Below are 15,074 nucleotides of genomic sequence, written 5' to 3' on the forward strand. Positions count from 1 at the left end.
ACATCTGCTCCAGTCTCATGCGAAAAAGATCATCACAGGGGGTGGGTTCTTGCTTCTTTGGCTTCATCAATTCACCACAAATTAGGGGCCAATAGTATTAATTCTGGCAAATTCCATACCTTTTGAGTATCCCTCAATGCCAATATTTATGCTAGCTTCTATAGTATTTCAGGGGCGACTAGATACACTTTGGCTTCCCTTTATATTTGCAATATCCTTTTATAGTGATGCCCGTGCGGATATCGGAATTAAGGGCAGGTCTTTTTAGTGCTATTTTCGACCCTATAGTCAGAGACAACGGAGGCAGCGGTATATGAGATCAAGTTCAGTCGTCAAACAAAAATATGAGCCTGCACTTCATAACTTAGATTCTTGCATATAACTCATTGCAGTTCGAGTATGGTTGGTTGCTGCACCGGCACGATCCATCTTAGCATGCCCGATGGCTTTTACTAAATGCCCAACGGCTTGTTTCATATGATCATCAGCACCAGAATTGCTTGCCGCTTGAGCATACCCCATACTTACCTTCGCATAAGTGAGCAATTCTTCGGCATGACCCATTTTTCCATGCTTTATGGCTTCCTCAGCATGTTGTATTGCTTCTGCTCTATAACCAACATCCTCTGCATAAACTTGAGTATTTAGGAAAAAAGAAAACATTCCAATTGCAATAGTAGTTGATATTATTTTCATGACAATTATTCCTTATTTGATTAAAGATTAATTGTAAATGTAAATGATAACTAATAAGGGGAGCAATAATGCAATTGCATACATTTTTCTTCAGACTTAGGCTCAGGACCTATTAATTTGGGGATAGCCGAACGGAAGCCGATGTGATTCACTTATGGCAGGAGGTGTTGTCATGAATAAGTTGTTCCTGTTGTCGAAGAAGCAATAAGACTCCTGCACAACTTACCCGTTAGCCAAATAAACAACTAAAATGACGACAGGTAAAAGACGTTTGGAGCAGAAGATGCAGATGAGTTTGGGGTCAATAGAATTGTCGCAACGTCTGAGGCAAGACAGTGTACTGATGAAGATTGATACACTGATTGATTGGGAGAAGTTACGTCCGAGTCTTAGGGGTTTATACAAGCGCGAACTATCGAATGGTGGAGGACAGGAGCCGTTTGACGCGCTGATGATGTTCAAGGCGATCCTGCTTGGTCAATGGCATAATTTGTCGGATGCTGCATTGGAACAGGCGCTGAGCGTGCGAATTGATTTTCTCCATTTTTGTGGCTTGTCCTTGTCGGATGTGATCCCGGACGAAACGACCCTGTGCCGATTCCATAACCGGCTGGTGGCCAACAACAAGCTGGATGGACTTCTGGCCGATATCAATGAACAGATTCAATCACATGGTTTGATGGTCAAGGGTGTAACGGGAGCGGTAATTGATGCTACGCTGATTGAATCAGCGGCACGTCCTAACAAGACCATCACGTTGAAGGTGGATGCTGAAGGTAAGACTGTTCAGTTTGAGGATGGCAGCCAACCGGGAATCTCCTGTGTTGAAAAACAGAGTGCGGATCCGGATGCGGCCTGGCTCAAAAAAAGCAAGAAGTCGTATTTTGGCTACCGGAGTTACGTTGTGGTCGATGCGCAAAACGGTTATGTGTGTGGGGTACACACTGCCCCTGCCAACCAAAGTGAAATGATGCATTTCGAAGCAGCCATCAATGGCGTACATATTGAGGTAAATCGGGTATATGCAGATAAAGGTTCAGCAAGCCATGCCAATTGACAATATCTGAAAAAGCGTAAAATCAAGAGTGCGATCATGCACCGGGCGTACAAAAACAAATCACTCTCGCTACGGCAAAAGCTGGTAAACAAATTAATCAGCAAAAAACGTTATATCGTCGAACAGTGCTTTCGGACAGCCAAACGCCTGTTCGGAATGGAGCGCGCCAGCTATTTCGGAACGGTAAAAGTCAATACCCAAGTTTTGATGAAAAGTATTTACATGAATCTGAAAAAAGCTGCCAACAAAATATTCGTAGATGAATCATCAAGAGGAGCAGTCCGTCCTAATGCAGCATAAGGGGGAAAGCTCCCTTAAAAAGGGTAAAAATTCATTTTTCTGCCAAAAAAAGCAGGTAAAACTGTCATCTGAGAATTTCATCCCACCACTACAATAAAATTTTCAGGGTTGTGCAGAGGTCTTTAACTTTGAGATACGATTGAATGATAAGAAAGCTTTGAAAAAAAACGAATGCGTTTCTGATCGGAGCTTAAAGTGGTAATTATGCTGCGAATTGCTTTTAAATTTAGATGAAATGGTTTCTTGTTTCTTAGGAGCAAATCGTTACTATACTTGCAATGTTAGTCACAAGACCTGGAATCTTCTCCGCGATCTCCTCATGTTAAAATCGCTGATACTTTTTGCCAAAATGTAGCGCCTCATGAAACACCCAATAGAAGAAAACGGACCTGAAGCTGAATATCAAGTATTGATGCAGGCCGGGGAACTCAAGCCTGATGCTGATCAGGCCAGGGCAGTAGCTTCATTGGAGCGATTGCATCGTGAGTTGATTGATTACCCAGCGATAGACAACCAAAGCAATAGGTTCTCGTTCAAGAATTGGTGGCCGACTGGTTTGTTTCGTTGGTCAGGTAGCGATAAGCCAGCTCCCAAAGGAATTTATCTTTATGGGGGTGTAGGGCGCGGCAAATCCATGCTGATGGATCTGTTTTATTCTGTAGCTCCAACGACATTCAAACGACGGGTGCATTTTCATGAATTTATGCTGGATATCCATGCCCGACTTAAGGAAGCGCATGATCTTTCTGCACAGAAACGGATGCAGCGTGGCGGACGCGCCAGTGATGCCGATCCTATTCCGGTTATTGCACGGCAAATAGCCAATGAAGCAACCTTACTCTGTTTTGATGAACTGCAAGTCACGGATATTGCAGATGCCATGGTGCTGACAAGACTGTTCAACGCGTTGTTTGAGCAAGGTGTGATTGTGGTGGCAACTTCTAACAGACCACCCGATGATCTTTACAAGCATGGCCTCAATCGCCACCGTTTTCTGCCTTTCATTGAGCAAATCAAGGAAAGACTTGAACTGATTCCGCTCGAGGGGTCGGTTGATTATCGCTACAACCGTCTAAAGGGCGCAGAAACGTATTATTTTCCGATTAATGAGGAAACGACTGCACAATTATCTGCAACTTTTTTCCGCCTGACGGATCGCCGTGTGGAAGACCGCGCAAAGGTTCCCAGTGAAACGCTGGCAGTGCAGGGGCGCACGTTGTTTGTGCCCAAGGCGGCACGCGGTGTGGCGGTCTTTTCGTTTAAACGACTATGCGCTAACCCATTGGGTCCGGCAGACTATCTTGCCATTGCAAGAACCTATCATACCGTCATCATGGTTGCGATCCCGCAATTTACCCGGGAAAACAGCGACCAGGCCAAGCGCTTCATCACTTTTATCGATGCGCTTTATGAACATAACGTCAAATTCTTATGCTCAGCCGCTGTGCCTCCTCAATCGCTTTATGCGGGGGGAGAAATCAGTTTTGAATTTGAACGCACGATTTCCCGCTTGATGGAAATGCAATCAGAAGATTATCTGACAAGAGGTCATGGCAAGATTGTTGCGGATTAAAAAACTCCCTGTTTTGGTTGAAGTCAATGAATCATCAGTGCTTGAAATTAAGGTAATCAATAGCAAGCAAAAAAGGAATGGTCGAGTTTCACCATTTTGATCACAGAAAACCGTGGTCTGTCCTTATTTACTCCATTGAGCTGATTCGGGTAGGCCAAATAGCTTATCGAAACTCCAGTGGAAAGCTATCGCATAGAAAAAGAAGAATATAAGCAAACCAATATCCATAATCAGCGCTGCCCACAAAGAAAGCTCAAGCCAATAGGCAATCAGCGGAACTGTGAATATTACTAATCCCCCCTCAAATCCGATTGCATGAAGGAAGCGTCTGCGAATCGACCTGCCTTTTTGAGTTTGCTTTGTCTCCCAATATTCAAACATCGAGTTAAAAATATAATTCCAGCTCACTGCAATAAGCGACATTACAATTGCGAGTAAGCTCGACATTCCGATCGATTTATCAAATATCAGTACAACAAACGGGGTTACAAGCAAAACTGCGATGACTTCATATAGAATAGCTTGAATGATTTTACGTGTGGTTCTCTGCATAAATAGCTAACCAGTGATCTAGCAAGTGTGGATAATTGTTTTTATTGTTCTATTTAGTCACATATCGTATATACATACGTATGTTTATTAAGCAAAAACAATTATACATGCAAAATTACATGTAATAAAACGATAATATCATTCCGAATCGACAGGATTGGATTCCAAAAATGCAAGTAAAAATCAAAAACCTGACTAAACCCAAGAGACACCCCAACCCTAGGCGCCGCCAATAGCGTAATGCAACTCAAATTTGTCTGCAATCTGTTTCATCGCGTAGTCGCCTGTTTGATAGGCAGCCGCAAAGCACATTGCTGAATGATCAAAATGGGGTTTGCTTAAATATGGAGGGTAATTTCTAGAACTTGAAAAAAGATGCAAATTACTTGGTATTTTGGAATACATACCGATTAATTGGGTGATAATTTATAAGAAAAGCTCTATTATCTGAAAAATACGATTACCTGTTAATCTTGTTTTTGGTTAGCCATAAATATTCTTGAAAGAAATACTTGAGTCAATGAAATTTCAATCAAATCCGCTTTTATTAGTTTCCGAGAACAAGTCTAATTTGAATCGGTTAGATAAATTATCTAATCAGATAACTCATTAAAGAAAATCAATCTATTTAAATCTACGACCTAACAGGCTGCTGAAAATGTTGCGAGAACGATCAGATGCAAAGTGCGCAGAGACGAGAAAACGGGCATAGCGACTTTCACTAAAACTTCTTTTAGCAAAATACGTTTTGGCGTAGCTACATATCAAATAGAGGCGAGGAAGCGAGCGCCAAGCAACACTGTAAAGGGACTGCCGCAGTAATTTTTAGCAGTTCCATTGAACGAGATTAGAGAAAGAGATATAAAAACCATGGCATATATACACGATCAGATTCTGCCTGAAGGTACCCAAATCGGTGTCTTTGAAATTAAAGATACCTTAAAAATTGGCGCGTTCGATATCATCTATCGCGGCTGGAATCGTCATCTTAAGGAACAAGTAGAAATACACGAGTATTTCCCCCATGATTTCGCCATTCGTGCAAGCAATGGTTTGGGTGTCGAACCTAAGTCTCCAAATGATAAAGAAAATTTTGAATACGGGTTAAAGGTTTTTTTGAATCAGGCCGAGATTCTCACGCAAATCGAACATCCCAATGTTGCCGCTGTTGAGATTATTTTGCAGCTCAATGGGACAGCTTACACGATTATGGCTCAGCAGGAGGGCGTGTCACTTGCCAGCTTAGTACAGTCTGCCACAACAATTGCTGAAACAGAATTAAAATTCATTCTGGTATCGATTCTGAATGCGCTGCAGAAAGTCCATGAGTGCAAAATTGTGCATAGCGGCATCCAGCCAGCAGCAATTTTTCTGGGCAAGAAGGGTGAGCCGCTGCTGATCCATTTCTCAGCCGCGCGCTTGGCTATTGCCGCGCGCACTCCTAACCTTACCAGCGAATTAGCCGCCGGCTATGCGCCTGCAGAGCAATATGAGCAAGCTGATGTGCCTGGACCTGCAACTGATTTTTATGCGTTGGGCGCAACCCTATATCATTGTATGACGCATACCCCACCAGTTGATGCTCAGAATCGGATAATGGTTTTAAGCAAAGGTGAACCTGATCCGATGGTTTTACTCTCTGGCTCTGCAGACATTACTTATAGCGCGGAATTGCTGCAAGCGATTAATTGGATGCTACGGCCTGACTATAACGATCGACCGCAAACGGCGGCAGAGATTTTAACGCTGCTCAAATCAACGCATACCGAGGGCCAAAGCAAGCCTGCTTCTACTCAGCAAAAAGTCGTGGATGATACCGAGAGTAGTGCGGGAGCCAAGCGTTTTATAGGGATGGGTGTCCTGATTGGAATAATCGCAACGATTGTTGCTGGTTTATGGTTCAGTAAAAAAGCTTCAGAATCATTTGAGGAGCAGTTAAATATAGCCGCACAACCTCCAGTCGAGCATCATAGTGATCAAACCAGCGTCGCACCAGAGTCACCAGAAGATCAAGCCGTCGCCTTGACCAGTAATCCAGCAAGTCAGCCAGAAAAAGGCCAGATACCAGAAAATACGTCTTCCCCAGCAGCAAGTATATCGGTTCCCGAGGCCGAGCCGCAGGATGATGTTGCAACTGAACCGGAATCTAATGTAAATCAACAACAGACGGTGATTGAGTCATTACTTCCTCAATCTGCGAGCCAGAATTTGCCAGAAAAACCCCTCAATGTGGATTCAATCAAAGCATACCTGGCAGCTGCTGAAAAAGCCATGAAAGCCGTGCGTTTCACCACGCCGCAAAGTGACAATGCTTATAAATACTACCAGATGGTGCTTGCCATCGATCCGAACAATAGAGAAGCGCATTTCGGGCTACAGAAAATCGTTGACCGCTATGTTCAGTTTATAACCAAAGCAAGAGCCGATGGTAGGCTAAATGAGGCTAAACTGTATTTGCAAAGGGCTGAATCTGTCTTGCCAGATGATGCCAAACTGCATCGCATTCGAGCAGAGTTAGCTGTTGCTAAGAAGTAGCTATTTATTTGATTTGAAAGAATTACAATACTGAAATCACTTGGATTATTCTTATCATTAATTTATGTTTAACTTTAGCCTCCATCTATGAAAGCAACTGTATCTGATCTTTTGAAACGAATACCGGGTAAAGTAACCGGGGAATGGCCAATGGGGGAGCCATTTGCGCTAGCGTTTGCGCATGGTTCCATGTCTGTCGAGCTATATGCTCCTCGTGGCACAGATATACAAACGCCGCACGATCAAGACGAGCTCTATTTTATTCATTCAGGACATGGCGAGTTTGTTGTGGCGGGTGAACGCCATCCATTCGAAGCAGGTACTGTCTTTTTTGTCCCGGCCCATGTCGAGCATCGTTTTGAGAATTTTTCCCCTGATTTTTCTACCTGGGTTGTTTTCTGGGGACCTAAAGGTGGAGAAAAGTTTAAATAAAGCACGTAAACCGGCGTCTTAGCTTACAATTTATTAGGATGACGTCATGATTTCTGGTTTAGTGCAAATTCTGTTATGGCAAGGTTTAGGTGAATTGATTTCTTACTTCCTAATCCCTATCTTGCCTGGTCCTGTGTTGGGCCTTATCTTTCTGCTGATGTTCTTAATCATTAAAGGACAGGTGAACCCTTCGCTTGCAACAGTTTCTGATGCTTTTAGTCAGCATCTGGGCGTTTTATTCATACCAGCAACGGTGGGCGTCATTTTGTTTTTACCGCAATTAAAAGCGCATGCTTTCGCAGTGATCATCGCATTAATTATGAGCGTTGTGTTAACCATCGTTACGACAGCGGTTATTTTGCGGCTCCTTGCCAGGAAGAACTCTAATGAATCCTGACCAACTGCAAATTGCAGAAATCTGGGTGTATCTTTCTGGCAGTCCCTTATTTGCCTTGATTATTACACTGACAGCGTATCAAGCTGGTATCCTGTTTTATGAGAAAGCAAATAAAAATCCATTAGCGAATCCTGTTGCCATCGCAGTGGTTTTAGTTGCCATAGCGCTTTATCTGGTAGGTATGCCTTATCAACGCTATTTTGAAGGCGCGCAATTTGTGCATTTCTTACTGGGCACGGCAACCGTGGCACTCGCTGTACCCATTTACAGGAGTTTCGCCATTTTGAAAACGCGCTTGATTCCTTTAACCATCGCGTTGTTGTGTGGTGGAGCCGTTTCTATCGCCAGTGCAGTAGGCATCTCCACCTTCCTGGGTGCGGATACTGCCATAATCGGTGCTTTTTATCCCAAATCAGTGACCGCACCCATAGCGATGGGCATTGCCGAGCGTGTAGGCGTCTCGCCTACCTTGACCGCTGTGTTTGCCATCGTGACAGGTATCCTGGGAGCAATATTGGGTAGTTCAATTTTGAATCTGCTTGGCATGAGAGCCTGGTGGCAAAGAGGATTTGCGATGGGCGTAGCGGCACATGGCATTGGCACTTCCAGAGCTTTTGCTGTACATCCAGAAGCTGGTGTCTACGCCAGTCTAGCAATGGGGATGCATGGTATTTCGGGTGCGATCTTGATACCGTTACTGGTTTCTTATATTCGTTAATCTTAAAACAATGGGGATCAGAGCCTGAGGTATTCCAGCTACCGTAAATTGGTCGCTAATGCGCTAATGCCAGAGACTAAGGTAATTGATGCGGGAAAAGAAAGATTAGTCGTTGCTGACCTTTAAATTTTGAGATTGTGCGCATGTGTAGAAAAAAACCTATTAACATTACAGCTTGCCCGTACTCAGTGCACTACATGACTGACTAACACAAGCCCGCATGCAAACCACAAATGGTGGCGGCTTTGCCAAAGCCTTGGACTATACCCTCAAGCGCTGGCCGAGCCTGATTCGCTACGCAGAAAGCGGGCACCTGCCAATCGATAACAATCCCATAGCAAATGTCATCCACCCCATTGCACTAGGAGGAGAACTTGGATTACCAACGATTTATCGATACGCTGAAAGTTTCAGCGCAACCAGGATCAACTGAGAGAACAGGGATGTAGTTTTTACTCACTGTCCCGGCCAAAAGCCCTGTAGTGCCATAAGAGTGACCAAAAAATGATATCGTATTGATTGACAGGATGAAGTTGTTCGCCAGATCGAAAAGGCTGAGTCAGCGTGCCAGTTCGTTGCCAGTTGTCCCACAGGTTTTGGATTGCTGATCAGCTGTCACATCTGTGTCTGCAGGTAGTTCTGTAATCCAACCTTCTTAATGAGGCCTAACTGTTTTTCCAGCCAATGCGCGTGGTCTTCCTCTGTATCAGCCAGCATGGCTTCAAGGATTTCCCGTGTTTGGTAATCCTGCTCTTGTTCACAAACGGCAATGGCGTTACGTAGTGCAACAACCACGGAACGTTCCAATTCCAGGTCGTTTTCCAACATTTCCGGTACGTCTTTACCGATTTTAAGTGGACTGCGGTTACCCACTGCTGGCACACCTTCCAGAAACAGAATTCGCCTGATCAGACTGTCTGCGTGCTGTTTTTCATCATCCATTTCATGGTCAATGCGCTCATAAAGCTTGTGAAAACCCCAATCCTCATACATACGTGAATGCGTGAAGTACTGATCCATTGAAGTCAATTCCCCAGCAAGGAGTTTGTTCAGGATGTCAATGATTTTTGCGTTGCCTTTCATAAGATATTCTCCTTACATTATATTTTGGACTGCAGATAGTTCTGGATACCCGCTTTTTCAGCCAGCACCAACGCCTTGTTCAGAAAATTTACTGTTTGATTGTCGCCTTTCAACTTGATATCTCATTTGGTTAATATTGCACACTACTATAAGTACAGCGTGATGTTTAATTCAGGTTTCACGCATTATAAAGCTCATAGAGTACAAATACAATATTAAGATATTGATTAATAAATGAAAATTATTCTTAACATTGCTTTCACTTGGGTCTGTGACGTGGTCAAATCATAAGCGTCCAGCGCGACCACATTTTCTGTTTTAGGGGCTGTCGGATAATAGCCAAAACAGCGATTCAGGTATGTTGAAATTCATGGAATCCAAAGTTTCATAAAATATAGACATGAAATGAAGGACAAGAATGGAACAATTAGCGCGAACACGATATAGCCAGGAATTTCGTGGGCAATCGGTCAGGTTTTTTTAAAGAGAGTGAGTTAACTCTGGTTGAAGCAGCGAAACGACTATCTTTACCCAAAGGGGCGCTAAAGAACTAGGTTTATGCTGACAGACCAAGTAAACTTACTAAAGCAGGTAAACACCAGAAGAAGCCGCTGAGTGATCTTAAATTAGAGCTATCCAGGGTCAAGCGTGAGTTGGCAGAAGTCATGATGGAGCAGGATCTCATAAAAAAGTGTGCGGCCTATTTCGTGAAGGAGTCGCAGTGAAATACGGTATGATTGACACTCTGCGACAACTATACCCTATTGCACTTATGTGCCGTGTACTTGATGTTTCAGAGAGTGGTTTTCATGCCTGGAATACTCGTTCGCCTTGTAAGCATGAATGGGAAAATACACGGTCGGAAACAGAAATACTGGCTACACCTCAACGCACCCGAGAGACCTACAGTGCGAAACGCATAGCTCTGGGTTTACGTTGTAGCAAAAATGCAAATTTAAGGTAACAACCGATTCTAAACATCATTTACCGTTCGCACCCCTCATATTCTGAAAAGAGAGTTTTCTGTTAGCGCACCTTACAAAGTATGGGTCAGCGATATCACCTATATTCCTATGGACGAAGACTGGTCATATTCTTACCGGAATGAAAGACCTATTTAACAGGGAACTGGTGGATCATGCCATGGATGAAAGAATGACAACGGATCTGGTTATACAGGCTTTGTTTCGTGCAACTGATAGAAAACTTCCGGAAAAGAGTTAGTTCTTCACTCGCATCCGTAGTAGCCAATATTGCGCACAGATTACCAGGAAATATTGAAACAATTCGACATGATTGCTTCCAGAGTAGCAAAGGTGATTGCTGGGATACTCAGTTTAATATGATACGGAATGCCTGACTTGATGTGACCCGTGGCCACAAGTTTCTCGCCTGATTGAGGGGATTACAGCAGAATATTTGCTTGCGGATCGCGGCTACGATAGCGATGCTATCGTAGCGCAAGCCAAAACCCAAGGTATCAATCCTGTAATACCGCTTCGCAGGAACCGAAAAACACAAAGAGATTATGATCCATAGCTCTACCGTTTGCGTCATATCATAGAGAATGCTTTTTTACATCTCAAACGATGGCGCGGTATAGTTACGCGCTATGCCAAGACTTCAGCATCCTTCTTTGCTGCCATTCAAATCCGATGTATCGCTCTTTGGGCTAATATCTTGTGACGACACTGCCTAAAAGTCCTCTATATTATTTTTACAGTATCGAGTCTACTTCAGGTGGGAGAGGTTTCTCATCTTTAAAGGATAGGTCGTCATAATAAAAGCGTTTGAAGCGCTTTATCGTAGCAATAACGTTGGGCTATCCTCCGGACACGTTTCTGCATTTTGGCAATATCCGCCTGGTGGTCGAGTGCATTCGTTGCGGCATCGAAGCAGAAGGTAAACACCTGACGATCGAATCTCGCCTGCAGCTGCGTGCCGAAAAAAAGCCTACTACACTCAATGCGCTGCATGATTGGCTAACACAAACCCGCTCACAAACTGCAAACGGTGGGGGTTCTGCCAAAGCGCTGGAGCGGGGAGTCATTTGCTAACTCAGGCGGCCGATTCGATGATGCATATACAAAAAAATTGCTCACCAGCACAGGAAAATCATACCGAGTACCGTGTGCTCACATTGCGCGCCAGTCGCCGCCAAGGCCAGGGAGATTTCCATCAATAAACTACGAGAATGACTTAAAAACGCGAATCAATCGAGTGACATTCTGATTGCTCTAAATCCATCCCCACTGAATCAATTACCGCTCAACTAAAACCACCTCAACCGTATTCACTTTACCGTCCCGCAGGTATTGCAGCGCGGTTTTCTGTCCAGCCTCAAGCGTTCTCAAGATATTGGCATACGACGCCAGATCACTGATCTGTTGTCCGGCCAGTTGAATCAGGATGTCACCCGACTGTAGCTGTGCTTGATGTGCCGGGGAGCCATGAATAACGTTATCCACGCGTACGCCATCACCTTGATAGGAGAAATCCGGCACTGTGCCCAGGCTGACTTTGCGCTTGTCTTTTGCTTGAGCAGCTTTAGATTGCGCATTTTGTGTGTTTAGCGTGACGGTTAGGGGTTCGGGACGATTGACCAGATATTCGGTTGCTTCCTTGAGAATAGCAGCCACTTTGACTAGGCCGGCTGCATCGATTTTATCCACGGTATCGCCGGGAGCATGATAGTCCTCGTGTGCACTGGCGAAAAACTGGACAGCAGGTACGCCCGCTTTGATGAAAGCAGCTTGATCGCTGGAACCAAAGTCATCCTGCACAGCGTTGATGGGAATACCGGTGACAAAGCCTGCACCACGAAACACATGTACCAGCTCACGCGCAGTGCCAGTGCCGAACAAGGTCACCGGATTGTTGCCCAGTCGCCCCACTGTATCCAGATTCAACATGGCTGCTATTTTTTCTACCGGATAGTTTTTTGCATTGTTAAGGTAATGCGTGGAGCCCAGTAGATTGGCTTCTTCGCCGGTAAAAGCAACAAAAATGATGGTACGCTGCGGTTGCCACTTTGGAGCGATCTGCCGTGCCAACTCCAGCATGACCGCAATCCCGCTGGCATTATCATCTGCACCGTAATGAATTTTCCCCTGGTTGGCTGCGCGCACATCCGGCCAACCCATGCCCAAATGATCATAATGCGCGCCGATCACCAGACTTTGGCCGGTCAATTCCGGATTTGATCCAGGCAAAATTCCGATCACATTGCGCAAAATAATCTTCCCTTTCGGTGCACCCACATCCTGCTGCCAAATTTGGAAATAGCTTTTATCATCACCACCGGGTAACAGGCCAGCCTGCTGGAAATGCTGTGCGATATAGTCCGCAGCGGCATCTAATTCGGGGCTGCCTAATTCGCGTCCTTTAAAGGCTTCGCTGGCTAGATGGGTAATATCCGCCAGCATGCGACTGTCAGAAAATAGTGGGGGCAATTCTGCCAATGCGCGGCGGGGCGTTAAAGTGCCGACATGAGTGGAAGTAAACGATGCATTATCCTTCTGCTTGATTAACTGCGTTAAAGGTGATTGGGTAACAGGCCATTGACCTTTATTTATATTGGTCAGCTCATCTCCTTCAAAGACCAGGTAGCTGTATTTGCGGTAGTGCGGTAGTTTCCTGGCCAATTCTGCAATTGCCTTGGGATGATCGGATGCCACCCATAACAGAGTTTTATCCGGATTGGCGGGCTGTCTCGCTGTCAGGACAATGGCGTGCTTGGCTTGTTGATAAGTTTGTTGATTCAGATGCAGTTCTCCTGAACGATAAGCTACCCCCTGACTTGACAAAGTTGTGACCAACGCCTGGCTGAATTTATTTTGCCAGCCCATGATCCAGACTGTTCGATTGGTAGGGAGAGTATCCAGTTGATCATCGCGTACAACTTCCAGCAAACCGGACTGTGTCTTTTGCCAATTCGTAGCCAGCAGTTGATAAGCTTGCAATACTTCTTTATCTACATTGGCTGGCAGTACTAATAAGGGTTTTTCCGCACCAAAACCTTGAGATAAGGCAGAAGGGATTTCTCGGCTGTCCAGGCGCCTGAATACGTCAAATTGTGGATCAATATCAATGCGCACAGGCCGTGCTTTAAAGTTCACTTCAATTTCATTGATTAACTGATCAATGGTGATTTTAGCTTGATAAGCTTGCGCTTCACCTTCCAAGTGAACAGCGATAGGCACAGTCAGTTGATATGGCATGCCCTCTTGGGTTTGTTTGATTACCGCCTTGAGCTTAAATCCTTGAGCAGTAGGCTCAGCCTGTGCATCCTGCAATAAGAGGTTGGGAGCGCCACTGTGGTAGACCCATTGCTCAAAGAAACGGGAAAAATCCTTGCCAGTGAGTGAGTTGAAGATCGTCTTTAAATCCTCAAAAGTCGCTTGCCTGAATTTGAATTGTTTATAAAAAGCTCGTAACACCCGAATGAAATCTTCATCCCCCAACTCCTGCCGCAACATATGAAAAAACATCATGGTTTTTCCATAGCCTACTGCTTCTGAGCTGGAGCTATGACGTGAAGTAAATTGGGCAATAGGGAAATCTTTTTCTTTACTGACAAAATCCGCATATTTTTGCAGCACATCGCGGCGATATTCCTCTCCTTTGCCGCCTTGCTCACTTACCAGATGATCAGCAAGGTAGGCGGTTAATCCCTCCGACCAATTTCCTTTGGAGTAATCCACGAATACGCCATTTCCCCAGTAATTATGCAGAATTTCATGCGGGTAGGAAGAATGCAGGATGAAGGGGAAGCGAACCACTTTGGGACCCAGTAGCGTAAAAGAGGGCATGCCATAGCCGGTTTCCCAGAAATTCTCAACCAAGGCAAATTTTGAATAGGGATAGGGCCCCAGCAGTTTGTTATACATGGCAATATACTGCGCGGTGGTATCCAGATATTTCTGAGCTAATGCTTCATCAGCGCTACGCAGATAAACGAATGCATTTACCGCGCCCGCTGACTGTGTGTAGCGCTGATAGCGCCCTGCAACGATATAGATATCATCTTGTGGCTGTTTCTCTTCCCAAATCACATTGTGGGTTGTTTCTGTTTTTTGCTCACGCACCAAAGCGCCCTGACTGACGACATCCCACTCGGCGGGAACCTGAATATTCAGGAGAAATGACACCATTCCATCCTCAAACTGGGGATACCAGGCAGTGGAATTGGCCAGAAAAACTCCCTCATTTGAGATGAGCCCAGGTGTGTAACTGAAACTGCGTGCGTATTCCAAAGCGGGGCCTTGCACGGCGTGATTGATTTTTCCGCTGAAAGTTAAAGTGAATGTCTCTTGTTGTGGCGGTAAGGTCAAAGTATACAGTTTTAAAGGAACAGGCCTGGCACTTAAAGTAGCATTACTTTGCTGTAAGGTGAGATGCGCACCTTTCACGTCAGTTACCGTTAAATCGGCATGTAGGCTGAAATCAAGACGAATGTCTGTTGATTGATTCCGGTAACGTTGCGGGATAAGCACCTGATCTTTTACCTGAATTTCTGAGGTATCTGGCGAGAGGATGATTTCCATCTGATGGTGAAAAGTATCACTGCTTGCTACTACAGTCAGGCTATAGATCATGCAGACGAGGAATAAACCCCATGTCACACTCAATTTGATTGATTTTTTCATTTCTTTAAATTTTATAGCTATACATTATTCAACTTATTCTGAAGGATCTTGATGAGATCACCAAATCCATTTGAAACAGCTTA

Annotated in this window: 11 protein-coding genes and 3 pseudogenes; 10 read left to right on the plus strand and 4 right to left on the minus strand. The window is 44.7% G+C overall.

Going from position 1 to position 15,074, the window contains the following annotated elements:
• Nucleotides 1–357: 357 nt before the first annotated feature.
• Nucleotides 358–696, minus strand: coding sequence for a small metal-binding protein SmbP (gene smbP / locus R2Q26_RS10190; RefSeq protein WP_317536174.1), 339 nt, complete (start codon nucleotides 694–696; stop codon nucleotides 358–360).
• Between the two features lie 343 nt (nucleotides 697–1,039).
• Between smbP and R2Q26_RS10195 the strand changes: the two are divergent.
• A pseudogene (locus tag R2Q26_RS10195) lies at nucleotides 1,040–2,053 on the plus strand (IS5 family transposase).
• A gap of 361 nt (nucleotides 2,054–2,414) precedes the next feature.
• Complete coding sequence (gene zapE, locus R2Q26_RS10200; protein ID WP_317536175.1) at nucleotides 2,415–3,626, plus strand: cell division protein ZapE; 1,212 nt, start codon at nucleotides 2,415–2,417, stop codon at nucleotides 3,624–3,626.
• A gap of 123 nt (nucleotides 3,627–3,749) precedes the next feature.
• On the opposite strand, the gene R2Q26_RS10205 is transcribed toward zapE, so the two are convergent.
• Complete coding sequence (locus R2Q26_RS10205) at nucleotides 3,750–4,178, minus strand: PACE efflux transporter (RefSeq protein WP_317536176.1); 429 nt, start codon at nucleotides 4,176–4,178, stop codon at nucleotides 3,750–3,752.
• 870 nt (nucleotides 4,179–5,048) lie between these two features.
• On the opposite strand from R2Q26_RS10205, the gene R2Q26_RS10210 reads away from it, so the two are divergent.
• The 5 genes and pseudogenes from R2Q26_RS10210 to R2Q26_RS10230 form a co-directional block, all read left to right on the plus strand.
• Nucleotides 5,049–6,713, plus strand: coding sequence for a protein kinase domain-containing protein (locus tag R2Q26_RS10210; protein WP_317536177.1), 1,665 nt, complete (start codon nucleotides 5,049–5,051; stop codon nucleotides 6,711–6,713).
• Between the two features lie 87 nt (nucleotides 6,714–6,800).
• A complete protein-coding gene (locus tag R2Q26_RS10215) occupies nucleotides 6,801–7,145 on the plus strand; it encodes a cupin domain-containing protein (protein WP_317536178.1) in 345 nt (114 codons plus the stop codon).
• 46 nt (nucleotides 7,146–7,191) lie between these two features.
• Nucleotides 7,192–7,542 (plus strand): CidA/LrgA family protein, encoded by a 351-nt coding sequence (locus R2Q26_RS10220; protein ID WP_317536179.1) that lies wholly within the window; start codon nucleotides 7,192–7,194, stop codon nucleotides 7,540–7,542.
• Nucleotides 7,532–8,260 (plus strand): LrgB family protein, encoded by a 729-nt coding sequence (locus R2Q26_RS10225; protein WP_317536180.1) that lies wholly within the window; start codon nucleotides 7,532–7,534, stop codon nucleotides 8,258–8,260. The genes R2Q26_RS10220 and R2Q26_RS10225 overlap by 11 nt, the downstream gene beginning before the upstream one ends.
• Nucleotides 8,261–8,486: 226 nt before the next feature.
• A pseudogene (locus R2Q26_RS10230) lies at nucleotides 8,487–8,627 on the plus strand (IS66 family transposase); the annotation flags it as partial.
• Nucleotides 8,628–8,875: 248 nt separating this feature from the next.
• Here R2Q26_RS10230 and bfr read toward each other — a convergent pair.
• Nucleotides 8,876–9,343 carry a bacterioferritin gene (bfr, locus tag R2Q26_RS10235; RefSeq protein ID WP_317536181.1) on the minus strand — a complete coding sequence of 156 codons (468 nt, stop codon included), beginning with the start codon at nucleotides 9,341–9,343 and terminating at the stop codon, nucleotides 8,876–8,878.
• A gap of 733 nt (nucleotides 9,344–10,076) precedes the next feature.
• Here bfr and R2Q26_RS10240 point away from each other — a divergent pair.
• From R2Q26_RS10240 to R2Q26_RS10250, 3 genes and pseudogenes are all read left to right on the plus strand, one after another.
• Nucleotides 10,077–10,307 carry a hypothetical protein gene (locus tag R2Q26_RS10240; protein ID WP_317536182.1) on the plus strand — a complete coding sequence of 77 codons (231 nt, stop codon included), beginning with the start codon at nucleotides 10,077–10,079 and terminating at the stop codon, nucleotides 10,305–10,307.
• A gap of 416 nt (nucleotides 10,308–10,723) precedes the next feature.
• A pseudogene (locus R2Q26_RS10245) lies at nucleotides 10,724–11,029 on the plus strand (transposase); the annotation flags it as partial.
• A gap of 104 nt (nucleotides 11,030–11,133) precedes the next feature.
• Nucleotides 11,134–11,400, plus strand: a complete 267-nt coding sequence (locus R2Q26_RS10250) for a hypothetical protein (RefSeq protein WP_317536183.1) — start codon at nucleotides 11,134–11,136, stop codon at nucleotides 11,398–11,400.
• Nucleotides 11,401–11,604: 204 nt separating this feature from the next.
• Here R2Q26_RS10250 and R2Q26_RS10255 read toward each other — a convergent pair whose 3' ends face one another.
• Nucleotides 11,605–14,991 (minus strand): M20/M25/M40 family metallo-hydrolase, encoded by a 3,387-nt coding sequence (locus tag R2Q26_RS10255; RefSeq protein ID WP_317536184.1) that lies wholly within the window; start codon nucleotides 14,989–14,991, stop codon nucleotides 11,605–11,607.
• Nucleotides 14,992–15,074: the final 83 nt, after the last annotated feature.

The organism is Nitrosomonas sp. Is37, from assembly GCF_033063275.1.
Taxonomy (GTDB): domain Bacteria; phylum Pseudomonadota; class Gammaproteobacteria; order Burkholderiales; family Nitrosomonadaceae; genus Nitrosomonas.